Consider the following 25,494-nt stretch of genomic DNA (forward strand, 5'->3'; position numbering starts at 1 on the left):
AGTAGGAAACTACTACGCAAATTTAATAAAAAATCTAACTGACAATTGAGGACGTGATTACAGCCAATATTCACATAATCTTAGCTTGAAACCGTATTGCGTCCCTGCGCTTTCGCTCTAAATAATGCTTGGTCTGCCTTAGCAAATAATGCTTTCCAAGAATCAGCACCTACCGCAACACCCACACTGATCGAAACCGTAAATGATTGACCTTGCTCATCTGTAAATTGTAAATCACCAATACCCTTACGCATCTTTTCTGCAGCACGTAACCCATGTTCAAGGTCTAAATTTTCAATCAACACCAAAAATTCATCCCCACCAAAGCGAACGACTAAATCAGTTGATCGAACATTATGACTTAAACAATTTGCCACCTGCTGAATGACTTGATCCCCTGCCACATGACCATACTGATCATTAACCTGTTTAAAATAATCAATATCTACAATCATCAAACACGTTTGGGTAAACTTATTGGGCTGAGCTTCCATAAGTTTGGTATAGGCTTCTAAAGCAAAACGATTTGAAACACCTGTTAATTTATCAGTATTGGCAATATTCTTTAATTCAAACTCAAATTCATCACGTTGATGCAACATTTTCTGAAGTTTTTGCATCGCTTCGTGTAATGAATGTACTTGCTTCTGCTGATCTTCAATAAAATGACTATCGACCAAAGCATTGGCATACGACAATTCAACTAATTTATCTCTCACCATGATAAGCGGCGAAATAACTTTACGTTGAACATAGATCATCGTAAATAAAGCAGCCAATAGTGAAATTAAAGAGACTATCAACGTGAGTAGGAAGTTCAATTGATTCGCGTCTTTTTCTGACTTTGCGATTTCAACGCTCTTACTGAGCAAATAGTCTTGTAAATCGATAACTGTTAAGAATTTACCAGATACAGCTACACTTAATTCAGTCCCTGATAAAAAATAAGGTTGTCCCTTTCGGCTTTCATCAATTAATCGCATGATGATAGGTAAACCTTGATCAATAAACTGAGTTTTCACTTCTTGGTGTAAGCGAGCGAATTCAGCTGTACGATGGCGTTCGGGTTGAATGGTATTCACTAAATCCCACAAATAGCGAACTTGTTTTTGCGTTTGTAATGCGCGTGCAATATTGTCACTTGGTAACGGCTGCTGAAATGTCACATGTGCAGTTACATTTGAAGCAACACGTCCAGCCTGATCTCGCAAATCAGCCAACACCAAAATCATGGTGTAATAATGCCCCATCGAACTGTCTTTACTTTTAGACTGCATTACCAGTTTCTTCAGTAAATCATGACTGCTATCCCACGCATTAAACATTGTAAGAATAGCTTGATCTAAAGCTTCAGGCGTACGCTCTGCAAATGGCAACGAAATATAATGATCGACTTGTTTGCGACCTTCCGCTAATTTTGGATTTAGGTATTGAGCGACGTACTCTTCTAACCCATCATATCCAGACTGATCTAATCGATGAATCGAGACCTTAATTTGTTCATCTACTCCCGCGCGATACTCAATAAGCGCTTGTTTATTTTTTTCAAACTCTTCTTGTGAACTCGACATTGCCATGTTCGCAGGGCCACGCTCGCGTGAAATACGGTTCGCTAGAGCAGCAACAGCTCGAAGATTTTCAATTTCAATCAATGCTATTTGTGATTTCTGATATTCGCGATAATGGCTAATGACCAATGGGATTGAAATACAGAGGATAGATAAGACGATAATCATCACGAACACAAATAGGCGGCGACCAATTTGCTCGGAATGTGATTTTAACATCCAAACTACCTCTAAAATAAAAGACCGTATAAAGCGGTGAGATTTATAAAATTTCTTTGAACTTAGTTATATTTTACAATATAACCATGCTTAAAAAGCACTTAAAGCACAAGTTTTTATTTAAGAAACAATGTGATAAATATCACACTATTGTAATGCCGTAAATTTTTTTTGTTCAATATTTAAATTATTTTTCCACCAATATACAAGTGACATATTTGGCAGTATTTACTTTTTTTGAATTAAAATCAGATGATTATTTTGATCACTTAATCAGCATCGAAAAAATAGATCATGCGCATAATTTTTAATCATTATACAAACCTCATCCTTTAAACCATAATGCTTACATTGCAAAGACACTGATTCATATCAGATTTGCTTAATGAATTTTATTCTACCCTCGGATGTTTCTCCCACATACAGAACATCCTTTTTCAGCCCAGCCATCCCAATCGGCTGGGTTTTTTTTATCTTTTATATGACTTTTAACGTAAATAATGAAATAAACCAAGTCGATCTAAAATATCTAAAGTGATTTCCTTCCGTTGCTGAATTTTATCACCATTTTTCATTTCTAAATTTAATGCAAAGGCAGTGACTTGACCGCTGGCTTGTTCTACAAAACCCACATACCAGCCCACCTGAGGCTCAATATCCATTCCCCAACCACTTTTGGCATATAGCTTATTCGCACCACGTGATTCGACATACATCATGTCTCTTACATCTTGTTGTACATCTCTACGAAACGGCAATGACAACTGTGCCAATCTATAAACAAATTTAACTTGTTGATCAGGTGTAATCTCTAGAGGACCTTTTAACCAAAACTGATCTATCTCATCCCCGACTTTTGCATTTCCATACTGAATTCGAATTAATTCCTGTTGCATCAATGTTGGTCCAATACGGTGTGGTAAGGCTTGATACACAGGTACAACAGATGATTGTAAGGCCTCACCAAGCGTAAAATCACGTTGCCAACTATCAAATGAACGCTTATTTCCATCCCATTTAAACACTTCATACCGAGTTGATTTATGATGTTCTAATCCAATCAAAGCATTCACTATTTTAAAAGTGGATGCAGGGATAAAATTTTCTTTTGTTCTTGTTCGATCAGAACCGTAAGTTTTAACGTGTTTGCCATCATAGGTGATAAATACACCTTGAATATTTTGCTGATTAAATAGGGTCTCAATATGATGCTGATTCTTTGATTCACTGCTATTCAGCATTGAATCGTCTTTTAAATCGTATGCTTTTATTCTCGGATTAATATGATCTAAGGCCTGGCAGGCAGATAAAAAAACAGACGTTAAAAAAAGTGCAACAACGTAGATTCCTTTCAATTTAATGTTCCAATTTGACCAATGCATTTAATTCAATTTTGACAGATTATTTCCAATTTTTTTGTCTATTTTTAACACTTTTTTTAAAAATAATATTTACATGTGCAATATGCTGGTGCATAATGCCCCACATTAGGGCGAGATAGAAATATACCTCAGCAGAATTTCTGTATTTCCCTCAAGTTTTGGCGAAAAAACCTAGTTTTCTATGAAAACTAGGTTTTTTTTTGCTCAGTATTGATAAAGAATACACCCAGTTATGCACTATAATGGTGCAAATAAATATAAGTTAAAAAAAACCCCAGCCTTGGGGAAAGCTGGGCATATAAGAGAAATAACCACTATAATATTTAGTAAATCTAAAAGGCAGAACTCAATTTATTTAAATATAAAAAAAAACTTAGTTAACGAGCATGTAATTATGTGAAAATTAACTTAAATTGCAAACATCGCAACCCTTTGAAATTCCGAATAGACCTAACACTTTACTACCAAGTAGGTGAAAAAAGTCACATTATTTATTTTCAAATGAGTTAAAATTAAACGAAAATCTTAAATTTCATGTAAATTAACATTTTCTTTATACGTTTTATCCGATTCTAATAATCTTTTTTTTGTATAATTTCGATGCAATTTTTTAAGCTTAATCGACGTTGAAAATCTCCTTATCACATTGTTATTTTTGAATAAAATGTTCAAAAATTCATGTTCTTAATCTTCTTGTATCAAGACATAACACACAAAATAAATTTAGACCAGCAGACTATTACCTTAAAGATCATTGACTTAATACATTGTTACAATACAATATTTACTGCATATTCATTCGACATTTATTTGGTAACTATTATGAAAAAAATTAGTTTAGCCACTGCTTTATTAGTAGCAATGACTGGGGCACACGCATATCAAGTTGAAGTACAAGGGGCTGCTGAATACTTTGATGACTCATTGAACAATGATAACTACACTGGTTCTGTACAAGGTACTTATTACTTCAAGAATGTTGACTCAACTAAAGGTCCTTTAGCTGAAGCGGCTTTCTTAAATCAGGCATCTAATGTATCTGTGGCTTATAATTTCGGTGAATATTCTGCTGATATTAAAGTACCTGCTTACGGTATTAATGAAGAAGTTAAAGCAGAACAACATAACTACGGTGCTAAAGCTGAAGCTTACATCCCAACTAAACTTATTCCTTTATATGCAAGCGCATCATATAGCCACTCAAAAACTGATGCTAAAAATGATTTCACTGCAAACAACCCATTAAACCACCCACAAGTTGCTAAATTAGCAGATGGTAACGGCGATCGTTATGCTTTAGAACTTGGTGCAATGTTACTTCCAAACTTCTTAGTTGCTGTAGGTTATACAAGCGTTGCTGATCAATACTCTTTTGATGTCTTTAAAGCAATCAACAACGGCAGCGTATTCTCAGCACTTGAAACAGGTACTATTGCTGAAGATCAAGATGCGATCACAGCTCGTACTAAATATGTAGGCGGCATCACTGATACAAATATGTCTGTTGGCTTTGAAGCTGGTTTAGTATACGGTGAAGACACACTTTACCAATTAAAATCTGACCTTTACTTCAATCCACAGTTAAGCGCAGGCGTTTCTTATACTGAATCAAGCTTTAATGACACTCCAAGCTCAGCTATCGGTGCTAACGTAAACTACTTCATCACTCCAGCTGTAGCTGTTGGTGCAAGTTATGTAAATGCTAACGCTGAAAATGGTTCTAGCCGTGATACTGAAACTGTTGGCTTAAATGCTAAATTCCGTTTCTAATAAATTATTAGATACAGAATCAAAAAAGGACGCATAATGCGTCCTTTTTTAATCATTCACTATTTACTCAGGGCTACGAATTACACTTAAGAAATGTAAATGTCTTTCGTATTGATCAATGACATCTTGAATTAAGTCTTCTTGTGTCCAGTCCATTACATCATAGGCCTGTCCACCCTCTCTTAAAAACACTTCCGCCTGATAATAATCCTGCTCAGTCACCATTGTATCTGGCATAAAGCTCGGTGGCGTTGTTCTTTGTGACATCACTTGATATACGAAATTCAACTCAGCATGATGATCTACCCTCAACTCTACACCTTCACCCAATCGATTTACACTAACCTTAAACTGTCTTCTCTTGAACTCTTTCTGCACTTGCTCTAATGCTTGAGATACTTGAGATTCAATAAATACATCAACCTCTTCCTTAGAATGAGGATAGTGCATAATCAATCCTAAGCGTTTTTGCCAACTCCGTGGTTGATGAATCGCTCGAGGTGTAATTCTCGCTTCTTGCAAAGCATTCATTTTAATTAAATCTACTTTTAAGGCTTTGAGTAATCCCCAACAAATAAAGAGCATAATGACGGAGAATGGCAATGCACTCATGATGGTTGCAGATTGTAAAGCACCGAGCCCACCGACCAATAATAATACAATTGCCAATACCGCCATAAGCACAGTCCAAAAGAGTCGTTGCCATGTCGGTGAACCTTCACCTTTGGCCGTCAAATAGTCTGTAACTAATGCACCTGAATCCGCTGAAGTGACAAAGAATAAAATAACCAGCGATGTTGCCACCACACTCATGATTGAAGCGAGTGGTAAGCTATTTAAAAATTCGAATAATGCAACGGAAGAATCCTTCTGTACTGCTAGCATCAGTGCTTCATTGCCTTCTTGCATAATACTGAAGAGCGCAGCATTCCCCATAAAGCCCATCCAAATGAGTGTAAATCCAGTAGGAATCAACATAACTCCAACGATAAACTCTCGAATAGTTCTTCCATGTGACACACGTGCGATAAACATCCCGACAAATGGTGACCACGAGATCCACCATGCCCAATACATGATCGTCCAACCACCAATCCAACCATTCGGTTGATAAGCATATAAATTAAATGTCATGGTAAAGAGATTAGAAACATATTGACCCATGTTCTGAATTGTGGTTTGCAAAAGATAAATGGTAGAACTCGCGAAGAATACAAAGAGCAATAAACTTAATGCCAATACCAAATTCAACTCAGACAACCGTTTAATTCCTTTTTCTAAACCTAGAAAAACGGACAGTGATGCCAATGTACTGACGATAATAATCAGTATCACTTGTGTACTTGCTGATTGAGGAACATCAAATAAATAATTCAAGCCTGAGTTAATTTGCGTTACACCAAAACCCAATGTTGTCGCCACACCAAATACTGTTCCAATCGTGGCAAATGTGTCCACGGCATCCCCCATTGGACCATGAATTTTTTTACCAATGATCGGATACAGCGCAGAACGCACTTTTAAAGGCAATTGATGTCGATAAGCAAAATAGGCCAAGGACAATCCAATCAATGCATAGATTCCCCATGCATGAAGTCCCCAGTGGAAGAAAGTCACTCGCATCGCTTGCTGCGCTGCCATAACCGTTTCTCCATCACCGACTGGCGGAGAGACATAATGCATTACAGGTTCTGCTACTCCAAAAAACATCAAGCCGATACCCATACCTGCGGTAAAGAGCATTGCAAACCAAGAGCCATTACTGTAACTCGGTTGGCTATGATCTGGGCCGAGCCTGATTTTGCCGTATTCAGAAATTGCGATATAAGCCAGCACGATCAGAAATATGGCAACTGCTAAAACATAGAACCAACTAAAAGAATCCGTAATCCATTGGTTCAGTTGCTGAGTAATTAATTCAAAACCATGAGGAGATAACACCACAGTGGCTAAAAATACAAAAATGATGAGTACCGTGCTGATAAAAACACGTGGATTCACATTTGAATACCATGAAGGATGCTGAGAAGACATAATTCCCCTATATATTTATTTTTCGGTGAAACGCTTCAAACTGGATAAAACGCTATATGAAATGAGATCATTTATTCTCAACCTCATACAAAGCCGAGTTAGTTTCATCAAAGACGGAATAGAAAAATCGACTCAATATAGAGCATCGGAGACTGTTTTTTGATCTAATTACTTATTATTCATGATTTTGCAGATGAATGCCGTTAGCAAGATGTAACGTTCTGTTTTAATCATCCTGATGCTTTGGCAAATGAGCAATATATTGCAGTGCAATTAAGCGCGAAACAATCAAAGCCAGATACATGACTCCACTAAACATTTGAATCATGGCAATCAGTCTCGCCAGCGGACTCAAGGGCATAATATCTGAAAGACCTGTTGCCGACTGAATACTAAAACTGAGAAACAACAAATCTAACCAACTATGTTGAACAGATTGTTCAGGCGTTATGCTAAAACTCAGTGGGTCATATAGCTGGCAGATGCTATACAAAAATGCGAAGCTCCATGCAATTAAAGTAAAAACAGCCGCTGCCGCAAATAATTCATCTTTGGTCAAATAGCGGTCTTCGAACATATATCGAACCAAACCATAAGCCGCTGTCGTATACGCGATAACTTCAAATACATGCGCTGTAATTTGAATATAGGCTTGATGATATCCAATCAGAATCAAGAAAGAAAAAATGAGAGCTCCTAATACCCCAAATAAACCTACAGCACTAAAAATTGGGGTCATTTTGATGACTTTAGCAATAATAAGAAGGACTAAAGCGCCGAGAATCCAAGTCATGGAGCGATAAGCCAAATCATGACTTGATATCACTGCGAGGAATAAAATCAGCAGCTGTAAAATCAGTAGACACGCGGATGGTAAACGTACGAGATCACGTATCACGCGGCATATTAAACTCATCTCAACTCCAACTATTTTTATTGTTTTGTTTGAATGAAAGCATAGCGGACAGTTGATGACTTGTATGTCATTTAAAATAGAAATTTGGTAAAGAAAAAAAGCCCCTTAAAGGGGCTTTTTATCATGATCAGTATGGTTTAGTGGTCTGACGCACCAGAAATACCAATACCTGTTTGTGAACGTACAAACTGTGCATCAAATGCTTTACGTTCTGCTTGCGCTTGTGCAGAATTGTCTGTCACAGAGAACAACCAGCAGAAGAAGAATGCTAAAGGCATCGCAAATAATGCAGGACCGTTATATGGATTAATTGGTGTATCAGAAATACCAAGCGTATCTACCCAAACTGCTTTAGAAAGTACGATGAGTACAACCGCTAAAACTAATCCAACAACACCACCGGCAACTGCACCACGCGTTGTTAAACCTTTCCAGAACATTGAAAGTACAAGCACTGGGAAGTTTGCACATGCAGCAACAGAGAATGCTAAACCTACCATGAAGGCAACGTTTTGTTTCTCGAACAAGATACCCAAGATCATCGCAAAGATCGCAAGACCTAAAGTCGCGATTTTAGACATACGAAGTTCAGATTCAGGTGTAGTTTGTCCTTTTTTCAATACGTTCGCATATAAGTCATGTGAAATTGCTGAAGCACCTGACAACGTTAAACCTGCAACAACTGCTAGAATCGTGGCAAATGCAACCGCTGAAATGAAGCCCATGAACAAGTCACCGCCTAAAGCATCAGACAAGTGAACCGCAGCCATGTTATTACCACCAACAAGCTCTAGCTTGCCAGTTACTGCCATTTTCGCAATATCAAGGAATTGTGGGTTGTTCGATACATAGAGAATCGCACCGAAACCAATGATGAAAGTTAAAAGATAGAAGTAACCGATAAAGCCTGTTGCAACAACAACTGATTTACGTGCTTCTTTCGCATCTTTTACTGTGAAGAAACGCATGAGGATATGTGGTAAACCAGCTGTACCAAACATCAATGCTAAACCAAGAGAAATCGCATCAATTGGGTTTGATGCCAGACTACCTGGTCCCATGATTTTGGTTGCATCATCTAAGGTTAAATCATGTACTTTAGAGAAGACTTGAATCGATTGCTCGAACATATTGGTGAAGCTAAAGCCAACGCCTTTCATCACCATAAATGCCATGAAGGTAGCACCTGACAACAACATCACTGCCTTAATGATTTGCACCCATGTTGTCGCTAACATACCGCCAAACATAACGTATGCCATCATGAGCAGACCGACGATGACGACAGCAATGTTATAGTTCAAGCCAAACAGAAGCTTGATCAACTGACCAGCGCCGACCATTTGGGCAATCAAGTAGAATGCAACAACAACAAGAGAGCTTAACGCTGCCAGTGTGCGTACAGGTTTTTCTTGTAAACGGAATGATACAACGTCAGATAAATTGTATTTACCCAAGTTACGCAAACGCTCTGCTATCAAGAAAAGTACGATAGGCCAACCTACCATGAAACCAAGTGAATAGAGTAAGCCATCGAAACCTGACAGGAAAACCATCGCAGAAATACCAAGGAACGATGCTGCGGACATATAGTCACCAGCAATGGCTAAACCATTTTGGAAACCAGAAATTCCACCGCCTGCGGTATAGAAATCTTTGGTGTTTGTGGTTTGTTTAGCTGCCCATTTGGTAATCCCCAGCGTTGCACCGACGAAAATCAAGAACATGATAATCGCAGGCCAATTTGTTGCTTGTTGTTCTGCTGCACCTAAATCAGGACCTGCGAATGCCAATCCAGATAACATTGCAGTCCCTGCAAATGTGAGTAAAGAATTCCATTTCATCTTAGTGTAGTCCCTTCTCGTGAGTGATGGCTTCAACTTCGCGCATAGCTTCTTCGTTTAATTGATCGAGCTTATTGTTGGCAATGTACGAATACACACCACATAACAAGAAAGACAGCACGATGATGCCTAATCCTAGAGGGATACCCCAAGTGGTTACACCACCTGAAAGCGATGACAATAAAAACTCTTTGTTATAGCCAACTAAAAGCATAAAACCAACGTAGACAAACAGCATAATGCCTGTCAATGTCCAGCTCAGTGTGCTTTTCTTTTTGACCATTTCTTTGAATTTGGGATTCTGTAGAATTTGCTCTACTTGTCTCTCATCCATAAACAAGACTCCATATGAGACCCAACCGTAGGTCATTTTTTTTATTTAAATTATTCCGATTTTTAAATTAGCAAGATTTTGCATTGGTTGTAATTTAGACTTTGGTCGCTAAATTTTGATCAATTTGAACGTGACAGTTCATGGATGCGTTATCATTACACGAGATTCTCAAGTGTAAGTCCTATGAACAGTTGGTTGATTATTGGGGTACTCGCCCTCTACATCCTCATCCTTTTTATTTGCGCCTTTTTTGGTGAAAAACATGCCAGTCGGCTCAGCCCACGTGGACGCATGTTATTGTTTAGTTTGACCTTAGGCGTGTACTGTTCGTCTTGGACATTCTACGGCGCAACGGGTGCTGCTGTTCGTGAAGGGATCATTTTCCTTCCAATCTACTTAGGCCCACTTCTGTTTGTCTGGTTTGGTTATGATATTTGGCGTCGCTTAGGTCGAGTACGTCAGCACCATGCTATTTCCTCAATTGCTGACTTTGTGGCAGCACGTTATGGCAAAAGCGGACCTCTCGCCTCACTCGTCACCATTTTAGCCGTGATCGCCATCATTCCTTATCTTGCCTTACAACTGAGAGCCATTGCACTCAGTGCATCCGTGATGTTGCAACAAGATTCAGAAGTGATGAATCTGACCACCAATGGTGTACTTGCACTTACAGGGGTTCTAGCAATTTTGGCTATGATGTTTGGTACACGTCAGATTGCCAACACCGAACAGCATGGCGGTTTAATGCTGGCAGTCGCTTTTGAATCCTTTGTTAAATTATTTGCACTCCTCTGTGTCGCTTTTTTCTTTTTATTTGAACGCCCCGAAAACCTCATTCAAGTTTCCGCAGACGTATCCAAAACCTTCCATGAAATTCAACTGATGGGCGTGCCAGATACCTTTTGGATTCAAACACTTTTAGCAGCATTAGCGATTATATGTTTGCCACGCCAGTTTCATGTTGCTGTAGTTGAATTACGTGATGAAAAACATATTCGTGGTGCGCGCAGATGGTTTGCCGCTTACATCATTTTAACCGTTGTCGCGATTATTCCGATTGCAAGTTGGGCACTTCATGCTGCACCAGAATACATGGCAGTCCCTGATGTTGCCGTGCTGTCACTGCCTTTGAGCTATAACCAAGAATGGCTGACGCTCTTAGCATTCCTTGGAGGATTTTCGGCTTCAACTGGTATGCTTTTAGTCTCTTCAGTCGCACTCTCAATCATGCTCAGTAACGACTTGATTATGCCTGCGCTATGGCGCTTGGGTTGGATTTCTCGTCATGACAAGCGTTTACCTCGAATGCTGAAATTCACACGTCGCGTATGTATTTTGGCGGTCATGCTACTTGGATTCTTGTTCTTCCATTTCTTTAATGACATTGATCAGCTGTCAGTATTTGGTCTTTTGGCATTTAGTGCTGTTGCACAGTTTGCACCTGCACTTATTGGGGGGTTGTACTGGCGTGGTGGAAGCAAGCAAGGGGTCTATGCAGGTCTCATCGTTGGTTTTGTGATGTGGAGTTACACACTGCTCTTACCAACAATTTTAAGAAGTTTACCAGATGAATATTATCAATTTACTTATTCGTTTCTGATGTTTGGCCCTCTGGGATTTGACTTATTAAAGCCTGAAGCATTACTTGGTTTTGAATCATTTCCGCCATTAACACATGGTGTAATTTGGTCACTTGGCTTAAATATCGTGCTCTACATCTGGATCTCACGAATTTATCGTCCAAGTATTGCTGAGCAAATACAGGCAGAAAGTTTCTTCTATTACGAAACAAAACCCCTACAAACGCAACAAACCTCAAATGAAGTTAACTATTTACATCATGATGTTGCACGATTAAAAGTGGGTGACCTGATCACGCTTGCCAAACGGATTACGGGTGAAGGTCCGACCATGCATGCGTTTAATCAATTCTGCTTATCCAATAATGTGATATTAAACGAAAACAGCAGTGCCAATGGGATGTGGTGGCGTTTCACTGAACAATATCTCGCTGGCACGATTGGAGCTGCATCGGCACGTACCCTACTCACTACAGCCATGGTTAACAATGGATTAGCACTTGGACAGGTCGCTAATATTCTAGACCAAGCATCACAATGGCAACGCTTTAACCAAAATCTAATTATGACCATGATCGACCACATGACCCAAGGGGTAAGTGTTGTCGATGAAAACATGTGTTTAGTCGCATGGAATAATCAATATCTTGTGTTGTTTGATTATCCAAAAGATTTGGTATATGTGGGCTGCCCAATTGCAGACTTGATCCGATACAACGCAGAGCGCGGTGAATGTGGACCTGGTTCCGTTGAAGAGCACGTACGTAAACGTATTCATTGGATGAAAGTAGGTAGCGCTCATGAGTTTGAACGTATTCGAAAAGATGGTCGTGTTATCCAAATGCGAGGAAATCCAATCGAAGGCGGTGGCTTCGTGACGACATTTGCTGATATTACGGCATTCCGAGAAACTGAAGCACTACTTGAAGGACGCGTTCAAGATCGCACTCAACAACTTGCCAATGCCTTGGCAGAACAACAATTGGCACGTGAACAAGCTGACAAAGCCAATATGTCAAAAAGTCGATTCATTGCTGCAGCAAGTCATGATTTACTTCAACCTATGCACGCTGCACGGTTATTCAGTACGGCATTAGAACAAAGCATTCAAAATGAAGAAGATGCTAAAACGCTACAGCAACTCGATCGTGCCTTACATGGTGCAGAGAGTATGCTTTCTGCATTATTAGACATTGCACGTTTAGAAGGTGGAACAATACAACCTAAACGACAAGCCTATCCATTACATGACCTATTGAGTGACTTAGAACTACAATTTAAATCAATTGCAGCACAACGAGCGATCTCCTTCCGAGTGCATGACGTGAAGTTCTGGATTGATACAGATCCTCAATGGATTCGCCGTATTATTCAAAACTTTGTCAGTAATGCCCTAAGATACACAGCAAAAGGTCGTGTAATTGTTGGGGTGTTACGTTCAGCAGAAAGAGCAAACCATATTCGTATTGGTGTTTGGGATACTGGTCCAGGGATTGCTGAACAACAACGTATTAAACTCTTCCAAGAGTTTGAACGTTGTGGACATACCTCGCCATGGGGTGAACAAGGTTTAGGTCTTGGACTCGCCATCGTTCAGAGAATGACCAGCATGTTGGGTTATCCTGTGCATGTGTATTCCGAGTTGGGTAAGGGTTCATGTTTTATGATTGAAGTCCCACTCATCGATGCACCAAAGGTTGTGACCGCACCAGTTCAAGCCACACCATTAAAATCTGCAGCGTATAAAATTTTATGTTTAGACAATGATGAAACTATTTTAGAAGGCATGGCAACTTTGCTTACTAAATGGGGTTATCAAGTGTTTAAAGCCACAGAACCTGAACAAGCGCTTGAGATTATTCAACAAGAGAACATTCAAGTTTGGTTGGTCGATCAACACCTGAATTCAAATAAAATAGGATTAGATTTTATTGTAGAACAGCGTCAAGAAAATGTGCCTGTGGCATTGATTACAGCTGATTCAGATCCTGAGCTTCCGCAAAGACTCAAAGAGCTGAATATTGTCCTATTGAAAAAACCTCTCAAACCTGCCTCTCTACGTTCATGGTTATCAGGTTTAAAAATTTCAAAATAAGATTCGAAATAGTCATATTTTGATACATTCATCACCCAGTTTTTCCAAGAAAAGCTGGGTGATTTTTATACATATTCACACCGTACTTTACAATGATTGGCAGACCTCAGCTTTAGAGGTGGCAAAAGAGAACAAAATAAAGCTAAAAAGAGCATTGGCAATTGACCAAAAAAATCAAAGTCCGATTTTCTATGGCAAAACACATCAAAAGTTGAAATATCATTTAAAACAAATAGTTACAAGTTTACTAACATCATGTTTTTAGATGACAAATTTACTCATCAATTAAAAATTAATACTTTAGTCTTATTCTTATTGCAATCAACATAATTCTAAATCTAGCCATCAGCACATCTTCTTTCGATTAAAGAAATCAAAGTGCCTCAAATTTTCTCGAGAATAAAAGTATCAAATGGAGTCTTGCAATGAACATTTCAGAAGCTATGCCACATGGTTTAGATCGTAATCACGAATTTCATCGCCAATATGGTGCCAATGCAATTTTGCCTGAAATCAAGTGGCAAGAAATTTTTCCATCTACATCCTTAAAAAATGTACATGTACGTGCCTTGGAACAGATTTACCAAACTGCAGTACCTTTGGCTTTACAGGTTTTTGAACAATTAAAATTTGATGTATTTACACCAGCAGCTTATCACCCTCAAGGCTTAGGTTTATTTGATAAATTGGCACAACAAGAAAATCAACTTATTCAACGTTTAGCATCAGAATGCCGAGATTTAGATGAACATACGCGTCATCAAGTGTGGAGTATGTTGTTGCGTGGTGGTGCCGTTTTGGTCTTTAAAGCTTGGCTTGGTAAAGTGAAAACTGGTGAAAATACGCTGGATACCACGCAGTTTGATGAAATTTCAGATTTACTCTTCATCAAAACACCGCCGCTTGCACTCGCAGAACAACTGGGCATCGATGCATATGCAGATTTCGATCATATTTTTCTCATGTATGGCAATGAGGTATTTTTAGATCGTTTTAATGGACTTGAAACGGCTGCACTCTTTGTTGATCTGAAAGTTTATGATGCCGCTTTTTTAAGTCTTAGAGATGATCGCGTTGCAGAATATTTAAAACGCAAGGGCTATGTAACACAAGATCAAATTGATGAACTTCAATGTGCACTCAATCCTCTATATTGTAATGAGTTGACACCTAAACAGGACTGTTTAGCCTAAAGTAGATACGCATCGAAAAAAAGACCTTTGATTAGGTCTTTTTTTCAAATCTAAGAATCAATTAAACACGTTTTTCTTCGATGTTTAATGCATTAATCGCTAATACAGCCTGAGTACGATTTTGAACGCCTAATTTACGGAAAATCGCGGTCACATGCGCTTTAATCGTTGCTTCAGAAACATCAAGTTCGTATGCGATCTGTTTATTCAACAAACCTTCCGCAACCATCATTAACACTCGGAATTGTTGTGGTGTTAGAGATTGAATACGTTCTGCTAAAGCTGTTTCATCTGCAGCACGTGGATCAAAGTTTAAATTCGCAGGCAGGTTTGGTGGTAACCACATATCCCCTTCTAATACCTGACGAATCGCTTCACCAATGTGACTTGGATGCGCTGATTTTGGAATATAGCCCATTGCACCATGTGCAATCGAGCGTTGAATAATTGAAACTTCTTCATGCGCCGATACGACAATAATTGGTAACGATGGATACTGTGCACGCACATGCACCAACGCTGAGAAGCCTGATGCACCTGGAAGATTCAAATCTAAAAGCACTAAATCTGGTTCAGGACCTTTTTCTAAACGTTCATAAAATTCATTAACAGCAGCTGTTTCATGGATTTGGGCTTGCGGTAAGCTGTAACGAACTGCTTGAATTAAAGCATGACGAAACAGTGGATGATCATCAACGATTAAAATATTCATAAGCGAGGCGAGAGATCTCAAACACAATCAATATACTAACTGTGCTATAGCTGTTAAGGATATATAAATATTAACGAATTTTTGCAGAAAATGTCGGGCTAAATCTTACAAACGCGATTTTTTTATGTAATTTTGAAAATTCGATAAGCACATCACTTTTAAATATAAAATTTATTCAAATACTGAAATAGCTTATTCATAATCATAAATATAAGTTTATTCAGTTATTTATCACTAATTTATATCTCAAGAAGATTAAATTCCCGCTATATACGCAAAAATGATATTTATTATTATTTTGCTTATTTTACAGAATAAGCATTAATCCACATAAATAGTGCATCCGAGATTAATTTTAAATTTTTAGGTTTGTACTATGTCTACTGCTCAACAAAAACCATTAAATATCGTTGCTGTCTCTGGCGGTCTAAATAATCCTTCAAAAACTGAAGCGCTTGTTCAAGCGATTTTGGATGAGTTAGGTGAAGCAACACCTATTAATGTGCATTTTATTAAATTTAGCGAAATCGGTCATTTATTAGGTGGTGCCATTTATCGCAATCAGCTGCCGCAACGTGTTCAAGATGATCTTGCTGCTGTTGAAGCCGCGGATGCATTGATTGTGGGAACGCCCGTATATCGCGCATCTTTCACAGGTTTATTTAAACATTTCTTTGACTTTGTAGAACAAACTGCGCTGGTTGATGTGCCTGTATTACTAGCTGCATCAGGGGGCAGTGATCGCCATGCCTTAGTACTTGAGCATCAATTGCGTCCTTTATTTAGCTTCTTCCAAGCACAGACTTTGCCAATTGGAGTTTATGCAACTGATCGTGATTTTACGCCTGAATACACCATTCACAGTGAACTATTACGTGCGCGCATTACCTTAGCCATTGCTCGTGCTTTACCAATTTTAGAGTGGGCACCAGCCAAAGGTAAACGTGCTGAGGTTGTGAAAGATAAAACCCAACAAGCCAATCAAAACTTGGGCATTAACAAACAAATCGAACAAGAAGAAGTATTGCCTTCAGCAGCAGTACCAAGTTTAGATGCAGCAGAGTCACGCTTGCATCACAAGAATAATGCTGCCCCAAAAATTGAAGTGGCATAAATATAATTGAATCAATGAGGGTATAAGCCATGTCTAATGCAGAAAAACAAGCGATTAAATTTGCCTATTGGGTTCCAAATGTCAGTGGTGGTCTTGTCGTCAGTAATGTTGAACAACGAACAGACTGGAGCTACGACTACAATGTTCGACTCGCGCAAGCTGCTGAAAAAAGTGGATTTGAATATGCTTTGACACAGATTCGATTCACGGCAGGATACGGTGCTGAGAATCAGCATGAATCTGTAAGCTTTAGTCATGGCTTATTGGCAAAAACTGAAAAGTTACGTGTAATCGCAGCAATTTTACCAGGCCCTTGGAAACCCGCGCTGGCGGCTAAACAGCTCGCGACAATTGATCATTTAACCAATGGTCGTATCGCTATTAATGTTGTGAGCGGATGGTTCCGTGGTGAATTTGATGCCATCGGTGAAGAATGGCCTGAACACGATCAACGATATGCACGTTCAGAGGAGTTTATTCGTAGCTTAAAAGGCATTTGGACGCAGGATAACTTTAGTTTTGATGGAAAATATTATCAATTTAAAGACTACACCTTGAAGCCAAAACCTGTTCAAAGCCCACATATTGAAATTTTCCAAGGGGGTAGCTCGCGTGCCGCACGTGATATGGCATCTCGTGTTTCTGATTGGTATTTCACCAATGGAAACACGCCTGCTGAAATTAAAAAGCAGATTGATGACATCCGTGAAAAAGCCAAGCTGAATCACCATCAAGTCAAAATTGGGGTGAATGCCTTTATCATTGCTCGCGATACTGAAGAGGAAGCAAAAGCTGTACTTCAAGAAATCATTGACAATGCAAATGTAGAAGCAGTCAATGCCTTTGGTGATGCAACTCGTGAAGCTGGTGCCGCAACTCAAGAAGGTGAAGGTAACTGGGCAAAATCAACATTTGAAGATCTTGTCCAATACAACGACGGGTTCAGAACAAATCTCATCGGTACACCGCAACAAATTGCTGAACGTATCGTTGAATTAAAATCAGTTGGTGTGGACCTGATCTTATCTGGCTTCTTACATTTTATAGAGGAAGTTGAATATTTTGGTGAAAAAGTACTGCCTTTAGTTCGAAAACTCGAAGCTGAACAGCAACAACACATCACCGCTAAATCAGCTTAATTGGTCTTCGATTAATTAACAACGATCTGAATGAAATCAGCGCTTTGTTCAGTCTTGTTTTGACCCTGATAACTATAATAATAGCGTCATGCAGTAGCAACTTACCCCCCAAGGCTCGGCTTGGGGGCTTTTTATTGGATAGTTCATATAATCTGATCAGCAACAGTACATCGAAAATTGAATAAATCGTACATTGTTCCGCTGTTGCACGGTTATAATCACCTCAAAAATGAAGACAGCACAGCCTTATGGGTTCAATTCAATCAATAGAACATTCAAACAATTCCTCTGGTGCTTCAGCGAATAAAATGGCGGTTCATATTATTTTCGCTATTGCATTAGCGCATGGATTACATGATCTGATCCAGTCTTGCTTACCTGCCATTTATCCCATGCTGAAACTTAATTTTGACTTGAGCTTTACCCAAATCGGGATTATTTCTTTGGTCTATCAAATGACTGCATCTATTCTGCAACCTTGGGTTGGACTCTACACTGATAAGCATCCTAAGCCCTACCTCCTCCCTTTGGGTATGTGCGTTACACTGCTAGGTATCGTTCTGCTGGCATTTGCATGGACTTTTCCAATCTTACTGATTTCAGCAGCACTCATCGGTGTGGGCTCATCTGCCTTTCACCCAGAAGCCTCACGAGTAGCGAGAACAGCATCAGGTGGTCGCTTCGGAACTGCTCAATCCGCTTTTCAAGTGGGTGGTAATAGCGGCTCTGCCGTTGGGCCACTGTTGGCCGCAGCAATTATTGTACCGAACGGCCAAGCCTCAGTTGCTTGGCTCATGATATTTGCCATTTTCGCTATTTATCTGCTTTACAGAATCAGTCGATGGACCATTCAATATGCTGTTCAAGCTGCTTCAGCAGTAAAAGCCAAGCAATCAACACCGTTGAAAGGTTCTAAACTTGTACAGGGAATTGTGATTATCTGTGCGTTAATGTTTGCAAAATTCACGTACATTGCAAGTATTGGAAATTACTATACCTTCTATTTGATCGAAAAGTTTCAGGTCAGTATTCAACAGGCTCAGCTTTATTTATTTGCTTTTTTAGCTGCAGTAGCAATCGGTACTTTTGCTGGCGGCCCTATCGGTGACAAAATAGGTCGTAAAGCTGTCATTTGGATTTCCTTCATTGGCATGGCACCCTTTGCATTACTCATGCCACATGTGAATTTGATGTGGACGTGTATCTTTGCGATTCTTGCTGGATTGATTATGTCTTCCGCATTTTCAGCAATGGTTGTATATGCACAAGAAGCGATGCCAGGTCGTGTCGGCATGGTCTCTGGTTTGATGTTTGGTTTGATGTTTGGGATCAGCGGTATCGCGGCAGCAGCTTTGGGCTATGTGGCAGATCATCAAGGTATTCGTTGGGTATTTCACTTTAGCTCATACTTACCACTACTGGGTTTATTGACCTTCTTTTTACCCAGAACCAATCAATCTGCGTAAGATGATCATCTCTACGATCTCAGTTAGGATTAAAAGCAATTAAGGTTTATTTTTAGGCAAAGGTTTATTATGTATACAGGTATCGTGCAAGGGTTAGAAAAAGTATTAGATATACAGCATAAAGAGGGATATCGGACTTTTGTTATTTCTAATGCGCTCAATCTTTTTCATGATGTATTTATCGGTGCCAGTGTTGCGATTAATGGTGTTTGCTTAACCGCTACACAAATTGATCTGATCGCTGGTCAAGTGCATTTTGATGTTTCAAATCTAACACTTGAATTAACCACTTTAGGTCAACTCAACGTCGGTGATGAGGTCAACATTGAACGCTCCGCTAAAGTAGGTGCTGAGAATGGTGGGCATAATTTATATGGTCATATTGAAGGCACTGCAACCGTAAAGCATTTAAGCAAAAATGGTGAAACGTTTCATATCGACCTTGAAATTCCAAATGGCAATATCAAATATTTCTTCTTAAAGGGCTTTATCGGTTTAAATGGCTGCAGTTTGACAGTCAATCGAGTTGATCGTGCAAACAATCAAATCTCAATCGATCTTATTCCAGAAACTTTACGCTTAACCACATGGAAATATGTTCAAGTCGGCGATCAAGTCAATTACGAAATTGATCAGATGACACGTACGCTTGTCGATACTTTAGAAAATATTCATCAAAAATAAATAAAAGCCTCTACGATAGAGGCTTTTTTCATAATCAATTCGATCTAAGAGTAGAAACTCGGATCTGGAACTTTTCCAGTTAATGCCCACTCTCCGACTTCCTGATATTTATAATCAATTGGATCATGCAGGGTTTGGGTTCGTACATTACGCCAGAATCGATCTAAATTCAGTTTTGCAGTAGTGGCGCGTGCGCCCATCACTTGAAAAATATTTTGTGTCACATAAAGTGAAGTATGAGTCGCTGCGATTTTGGCGGTAGCGATTGTAATTGAGACTTCACCACGTTGCTCCGCAGTTAATGTTTCCCCTTCATCCCACGCCTTTTGTAATGTATTGATCGCTTTTTCCGCGAGCAAGCGCACACCTTCAAGTTGCACATAAAATTCGGCGAAATGCTTTTGGGTAAATGGATCATTCACCGCTTGTTCAACCAGTGATTTCGACCAAGCTTTTTGTGTTTGAACTGTCTCTTTCGCAACATTGAACGCTCCCTCAGCAACACCTAAAAATAAATGCACGAAAATCAGTTGAGCAATTAGCGGTCTCAAACTTGAATAAGGTGTACTTAAAGGACCGGGATTGAGGAGTAATTCATCCTTGCGAATTTTGACCTGTTCAAAATGACTGGTACCACTATCCGTTTGACGTTGCCCCATATTATTCCAATCCCCAAGAAAGCTCACACCCTCTCGTGCTGTTGGAATCACGCCAATCAGTAACTTTCCATCTTCATTAAATCCCGAACAGAGCAGGATATCTGAATCAATTGATCCAGAACAAAAATTTTTATCACCATGGAAGATAAATTCTTCGTCAGAAACTTGTTTCGCGGTTGTTCTACGATCTAATGGATTTAACGTATTTCCCCAAAATAAGTTGTGTTTGGCGGTCTGTCTAAACCAATCTCCATATTGAGCTGGCTGTGCAAAAAGTTGTACCGTCGCTATAAGCAAATGATGAAAGCCATATACATGCGCAAGCGAACTATCGACTTGAGCAATGGTTTGAATGGTTTTAAAAATCGTGCTCCATGTTGCACCTTGCCCACCAAATTCTTTTGGAATAGATAAAGACAACAAACCACTTTGTCGAATTAGATCTCGCTGAGCCTTTGGATTTCCACCTTGTTTATCTCGTTCTGCTGCGGTTTTCGCAAACTCAGATGCAAGTATTTGCGCAGTCTCAAGTGGCGTTTCAGGATTAAAATTTAGGGGAGAATTCATTGTTATATTCCGTATCGCATCTGCTGATAAGCTTAGCAGATCAACATGATTTGACTTATCACAATGCCTGCTTTTCTTATCACTGAACTAAAAATACCGCTAGTTGAACTAACGGTATTTAAAACATGACTTCATCTGTTTAATCAGGATTACTGCTGTGATTTCACTTCAGCAATTAATTGATCCACGACCTGTGGATCTGCCAAAGTTGAGGTATCGCCCAAACTATCTAGCTCATTAGCGGCAATTTTTCTCAAAATTCGGCGCATAATCTTGCCTGAACGTGTTTTGGGTAATGCTGGCGCCCAATAAATTGCATCTGGTGTAGCCACAGGTCCTAAAACTTTTCTTACCCAACCTACCAGCTCTTTCCTGAGTTCTTCTGACTCTGGCGTATCTGCCTGTAAAGTTACATAGGCTGCAATCCCTTGACCTTTGATGTCATGTGGCATACCCACAACGGCTGCTTCTGCAACATGTTCATGTGCAACCAATGCACTTTCAATCTCTGCAGTCCCCAAGCGGTGTCCCGAAACGTTCAGAACATCATCCACTCGCCCCGTAATCCAGTAATAACCATCTTTATCACGGCGTGCACCATCTCCCGTGAAATAATTCCCTGGATAAGTTGAGAAATATGCCTCGATAAAACGTTCTGGATCACCCCAAATGGTACGCATTTGTCCTGGCCAAGAATCTTTGATCACCAAATTACCTTCAGCCTCTCCTTCTAGCTCTTTGCCATCAGTATCAACCAAAGCAGGTTGTACACCAAAGAATGGGCGTGTTGCAGAACCAGGTTTAAGTGCAGTTGCGCCCGGTAAAGGCGAAATCATGAAGCCACCTGTTTCAGTTTGCCACCATGTATCTACAATTGGACAACGACTTTCACCAACTACGGTGTAGTACCAGTTCCAAGCTTCAGGATTAATTGGCTCACCGACTGAGCCCAACAAGCGTAAGCTACTACGGTCACTTTCACGGATAAATGCATCACCTTCACGCATCATCGCTCGGATCGCCGTTGGTGCCGTATATAAAATTGTGACGTTGTGCTTATCTACAATATGTCCAGTGCGTGCCCAAGTTGGGTATTGTGGAACACCCTCAAACATCAATGTTGTCGTCCCATTTGAAAGTGGACCATACAACACATAAGAATGACCAGTAATCCAACCGACATCAGCGGTACACCAGAAAATATCGTCTTGTTTTAAATCAAATACTTCCCTAAAGGTAAAGTTCGCGTAAGTCAGATAACCGCCTGTAGTATGTAGCACACCTTTAGGTTTACCCGTTGAGCCTGAAGTATATAAAATAAACAGCGGATCCTCTGAATTCATTGGTTCAGGTGGACAGATATCTGTGACTGTCATGATTTCCATGTGATACCACAGGTCACGACCTTCATGCATTGTGATTGGGTTACCAGTACGATGCACCACAATGACATTTTGTACAGAGCTCGTCCCTTCAAGCTCCATCGCTGCATCAACGTTTTCTTTCAGTGGAATTGGCTTACCACCACGCATGCCGGAGTCTGCTGTAATGATAACTTTTGCTTGGCTATCATCAATACGGCTTGCTAAAGAATCTGGTGAAAAACCTCCAAACACCACGCAATGTACCGCACCAATACGCGTACATGCCAACATCGCAATGGCTGCTTCAGGAACCATTGGCATATACAGAACAACACGGTCGCCTTTAGTCACGCCATGCTTCTTAAGGACATTGGCAAAACGACAAACTTCATCGTGTAATTCTTCAAATGAAATAATTTTATGGCGTGACGGATGATCACCTTCCCAAATAATCGCAGGTTTATGTGGGTGTTCTTTTAAATGTCGATCGAGACAGTTTTCACTGACATTTAATTGGCCATCTGCAAACCATTCAACTTTGTAATTCTCTTTATCAAAGTTGGTATTTTTGACTTGTGTAAAAGGCTTAATCCAGTCTAGTTTCTTGGCTGCTTCGGTCCAAAACGCTTCGGGGTTTTCAATAGATGCTTTATACCGCTCGAAATATTGCTCTTCATTGGTTCGTGCAGTTTTTTTAAAAACTTCAGGTACTGGATATATTTCATTCATAATTCGCATCCTTGATTTATGTTTCTCATCTCGAGAGTTGTCTTGATCATACTGATCATTTTTTGTCTTATATCTTGAGTATGACTATACTTTAAAATTTCAAACAATCATGCTTTGGTCGTAGACTGAGCATTCATTTATTTCAAAAGTTATCCGTATCTTCTTGCCATTTGAACAACCTAAAATATCTAACAATCAATGATCCGAATCATTGCTGATCATCATTCCTAAGCAAGTAAAATCTGTCGTTGTCAAAAAACTCCATTTTTTTATCAATAAATACCATTTCGATTTTTTTGTTGGACAAGGTGCTGAATGTTTATAAAAACATGCAATTTTTTTGTTATTTTCAGTTTATTCAATGAATAAAAATGACGATAAAACCTGCGAACGTGATTTTTATTCACTGTATTTTCAGGCAAAATGTAAACATTCAATACATTTGGAACACTCGTGGCTGAACAACAAAATTCTTTGAGTCAGGTGGCTCAAGGTACGACTCAACTTCTACAAGATGCAAGTGAGAAAACGGCTCAAACCGTCATTGCACATACTGCGAAATACAATGATGCATATACCACCATTGATAAAATCATGGATGGCTTTTGGGAACGAATCCCTTATATCTGTATTGCTTTGATTGTATTTACCTTATTTTGGTTGTTGTCTAAGCTGTTCAAATTATTTGTCAGAAAAGCACTTTCAGAGCGTTCATATACCAAACAAAATTTAGTGCTCGTCCTCAACCGCGTCGGTAGCTCTTTTATTATTTTCTTTGGCTTCTTAATTGCGATGGTTATTGCAATTCCAGGGTTTACACCTGGACAGCTGATGAGTGCACTGGGGATCGGATCTGTCGCAATTGGTTTTGCATTTAAAGATATTTTTCAAAACCTGCTCTCTGGTATCTTAATTCTACTCGGTGAACCCTTCAAAATTGGCGACGATATCATTGTGAATGGTTTAGAGGGGACCGTTGAAGATATTCAAATTCGTGCAACCTACTTACGTTCACCTGATGGTCGCCGTATCGTCATTCCCAACGCAACGGTTTATACCAATGCAGTTACTGTTAATACGGCATATCCACGTCGTCGTTGTGAATTCGTGGTCGGTATTGGTTACGAAGATGATGTTCAAAAAGCGAAAGATATTATTTTGAGTATTTTAGACCGGGATCAACAAATCCTCAGTCAACCTGCATTTAGCGTGAATGTCTCTGCCTTAGCTGATTTCTCAATCAACCTCACTGTACGTTGGTGGGTGAATACGGGTGAAACTGCGACATCTACATCTATTAGTTTAGTTCAAGAAAAAGTGATTCAAGCTTTTGCTGAACATGAAATTTCGATTCCATATCCAGTTCAAGAGGTTAAAGTCTATCGCGGAGATTCTTCACAAGAAGATGAGTCACCACGTGCTAAACAGACAACCTAACACATAAGGAATCACCGTTTCAGTACGGATAATTCGGTTGCCTAAGCTGACAGCTTGGCAGCCGTTTTTTATGAGTAAATCAATCTCATAAGGAATATAACCACCTTCAGGCCCAATCAATATCGTACATGGGTGCTCAATCGCATGAGGCATACTGTGGGTTGCATAAGGATGTGCTACATAAGCTGGTCGTTCAACGGAAATCATTTGAGGAAGAACATCTTCCACAAAAGGTTTAAAGCGTTTATATATTTCGATTTCAGGTGGAAATGTATCACCCGCTTGCTCTAAGCCCAGTTGAACATAGTGATCAATTTGCTGTAAAAATGGTGTTTGCCAATAGCTTTTATCGACCCGATAGCTGTGCAGCAAAATGATTTTTTCTACGCCTAAAGTTACAGCATCTTGAATCAATCGTCTCAATACTTTCGGTCTAGGCATAGCAACGATTAACGTTACAGGTAATTTCTTCGGTACAGGCTCTTCATAGAGTGGCTGAATTAAGATTTTCCTTTCAGAAATTTCTATGACCTCAGCTGTATATCGACCAGCACCTCTAATACCAACCTTTAAAGTATCTCCAATTTTAATATCAAGTTGATGCTTCAGATGCTCAATTTGGCGTGCTGATTGAATCGTCCAGAGGTCATCCTGTGCTGATACAGGATCAAGCAATACAATATTCATA

At 39.5% G+C, this 25,494-nt stretch carries 18 protein-coding genes; 8 read left to right on the top strand and 10 right to left on the bottom strand.

Translation table 11 applies throughout. From position 1 onward, the window contains the following. Positions 1–80: 80 nt before the first annotated feature. Both AC1M9J_RS05360 and blaOXA read right to left on the bottom strand, forming a co-directional pair. The gene (locus AC1M9J_RS05360) at positions 81–1,787 is read right to left on the bottom strand and encodes a GGDEF domain-containing protein (protein WP_481952006.1); all 1,707 of its coding nucleotides are present in this window, start codon (positions 1,785–1,787) and stop codon (positions 81–83) included. A gap of 488 nt (positions 1,788–2,275) precedes the next feature. After that, complete coding sequence (gene blaOXA, locus AC1M9J_RS05365) at positions 2,276–3,142, bottom strand: class D beta-lactamase (protein ID WP_481952007.1); 867 nt, start codon at positions 3,140–3,142, stop codon at positions 2,276–2,278. 849 nt (positions 3,143–3,991) lie between these two features. Here blaOXA and omp33-36 point away from each other — a divergent pair. Next, a complete protein-coding gene (omp33-36, locus tag AC1M9J_RS05370) occupies positions 3,992–4,939 on the top strand; it encodes a porin Omp33-36 (RefSeq protein ID WP_481595757.1) in 948 nt (315 codons plus the stop codon). 63 nt (positions 4,940–5,002) lie between these two features. On the opposite strand, the gene betT is transcribed toward omp33-36, so the two are convergent. From betT to AC1M9J_RS05390, 4 genes are all read right to left on the bottom strand, one after another. Beyond that, positions 5,003–6,973, bottom strand: coding sequence for a choline BCCT transporter BetT (gene betT / locus AC1M9J_RS05375; RefSeq protein WP_481952008.1), 1,971 nt, complete (start codon positions 6,971–6,973; stop codon positions 5,003–5,005). Positions 6,974–7,199: 226 nt separating this feature from the next. Next, the gene (locus tag AC1M9J_RS05380; protein ID WP_481586857.1) at positions 7,200–7,889 is read right to left on the bottom strand and encodes an ion channel; all 690 of its coding nucleotides are present in this window, start codon (positions 7,887–7,889) and stop codon (positions 7,200–7,202) included. Between the two features lie 137 nt (positions 7,890–8,026). After that, positions 8,027–9,733 carry a cation acetate symporter gene (locus AC1M9J_RS05385; RefSeq protein ID WP_180028478.1) on the bottom strand — a complete coding sequence of 569 codons (1,707 nt, stop codon included), beginning with the start codon at positions 9,731–9,733 and terminating at the stop codon, positions 8,027–8,029. A 1-nt stretch (position 9,734) separates the two neighbouring features. Continuing rightward, the gene (locus tag AC1M9J_RS05390) at positions 9,735–10,067 is read right to left on the bottom strand and encodes a DUF485 domain-containing protein (RefSeq protein WP_035265779.1); all 333 of its coding nucleotides are present in this window, start codon (positions 10,065–10,067) and stop codon (positions 9,735–9,737) included. A gap of 183 nt (positions 10,068–10,250) precedes the next feature. On the opposite strand from AC1M9J_RS05390, the gene AC1M9J_RS05395 reads away from it, so the two are divergent. Further along, positions 10,251–13,742, top strand: a complete 3,492-nt coding sequence (locus AC1M9J_RS05395; RefSeq protein WP_481952009.1) for a hybrid sensor histidine kinase/response regulator — start codon at positions 10,251–10,253, stop codon at positions 13,740–13,742. Positions 13,743–14,167: 425 nt separating this feature from the next. Beyond that, on the top strand, positions 14,168–14,935 hold the full coding sequence (locus tag AC1M9J_RS05400; RefSeq protein WP_035265786.1) for a hypothetical protein: 768 nt from the start codon (positions 14,168–14,170) through the stop codon (positions 14,933–14,935). A gap of 61 nt (positions 14,936–14,996) precedes the next feature. Here AC1M9J_RS05400 and AC1M9J_RS05405 read toward each other — a convergent pair whose 3' ends face one another. After that, a complete protein-coding gene (locus AC1M9J_RS05405) occupies positions 14,997–15,647 on the bottom strand; it encodes a response regulator (protein WP_035265788.1) in 651 nt (216 codons plus the stop codon). Positions 15,648–16,023: 376 nt separating this feature from the next. Here AC1M9J_RS05405 and msuE point away from each other — a divergent pair, with 376 nt between their 5' ends. The 4 genes from msuE to AC1M9J_RS05425 all read left to right on the top strand — a co-directional run bounded on the left by msuE (position 16,024) and on the right by AC1M9J_RS05425 (position 20,050). Next, positions 16,024–16,761 (top strand): FMN reductase, encoded by a 738-nt coding sequence (gene msuE, locus AC1M9J_RS05410; protein WP_035265789.1) that lies wholly within the window; start codon positions 16,024–16,026, stop codon positions 16,759–16,761. A gap of 29 nt (positions 16,762–16,790) precedes the next feature. Next, positions 16,791–17,900 (top strand): dimethylsulfone monooxygenase SfnG, encoded by a 1,110-nt coding sequence (gene sfnG / locus AC1M9J_RS05415; protein WP_035265790.1) that lies wholly within the window; start codon positions 16,791–16,793, stop codon positions 17,898–17,900. A 308-nt stretch (positions 17,901–18,208) separates the two neighbouring features. Continuing rightward, a complete protein-coding gene (locus tag AC1M9J_RS05420) occupies positions 18,209–19,366 on the top strand; it encodes an MFS transporter (RefSeq protein WP_481595791.1) in 1,158 nt (385 codons plus the stop codon). A gap of 69 nt (positions 19,367–19,435) precedes the next feature. Continuing rightward, positions 19,436–20,050: a riboflavin synthase subunit alpha gene (locus tag AC1M9J_RS05425; protein WP_481586860.1), complete on the top strand. Its 615-nt coding sequence runs from the start codon at positions 19,436–19,438 to the stop codon at positions 20,048–20,050. A gap of 44 nt (positions 20,051–20,094) precedes the next feature. On the opposite strand, the gene AC1M9J_RS05430 is transcribed toward AC1M9J_RS05425, so the two are convergent. Continuing rightward, positions 20,095–21,276 (bottom strand): acyl-CoA dehydrogenase family protein, encoded by a 1,182-nt coding sequence (locus tag AC1M9J_RS05430; protein ID WP_481952010.1) that lies wholly within the window; start codon positions 21,274–21,276, stop codon positions 20,095–20,097. A 149-nt stretch (positions 21,277–21,425) separates the two neighbouring features. Continuing rightward, positions 21,426–23,369, bottom strand: a complete 1,944-nt coding sequence (gene acs / locus AC1M9J_RS05435; RefSeq protein WP_481595751.1) for an acetate--CoA ligase — start codon at positions 23,367–23,369, stop codon at positions 21,426–21,428. Between the two features lie 453 nt (positions 23,370–23,822). Here acs and AC1M9J_RS05440 point away from each other — a divergent pair, with 453 nt between their 5' ends. Next, a complete protein-coding gene (locus AC1M9J_RS05440; protein ID WP_481586863.1) occupies positions 23,823–24,806 on the top strand; it encodes a mechanosensitive ion channel family protein in 984 nt (327 codons plus the stop codon). On the opposite strand, the gene AC1M9J_RS05445 is transcribed toward AC1M9J_RS05440, so the two are convergent. After that, positions 24,780–25,493 (bottom strand): 16S rRNA (uracil(1498)-N(3))-methyltransferase, encoded by a 714-nt coding sequence (locus tag AC1M9J_RS05445; protein WP_481952011.1) that lies wholly within the window; start codon positions 25,491–25,493, stop codon positions 24,780–24,782. The two genes, AC1M9J_RS05440 and AC1M9J_RS05445, sit on opposite strands and share 27 nt — an antisense overlap. Position 25,494: the final 1 nt, after the last annotated feature.

The sequence above is a fragment of the Acinetobacter sp. ANC_7588 genome (assembly GCF_056783995.1).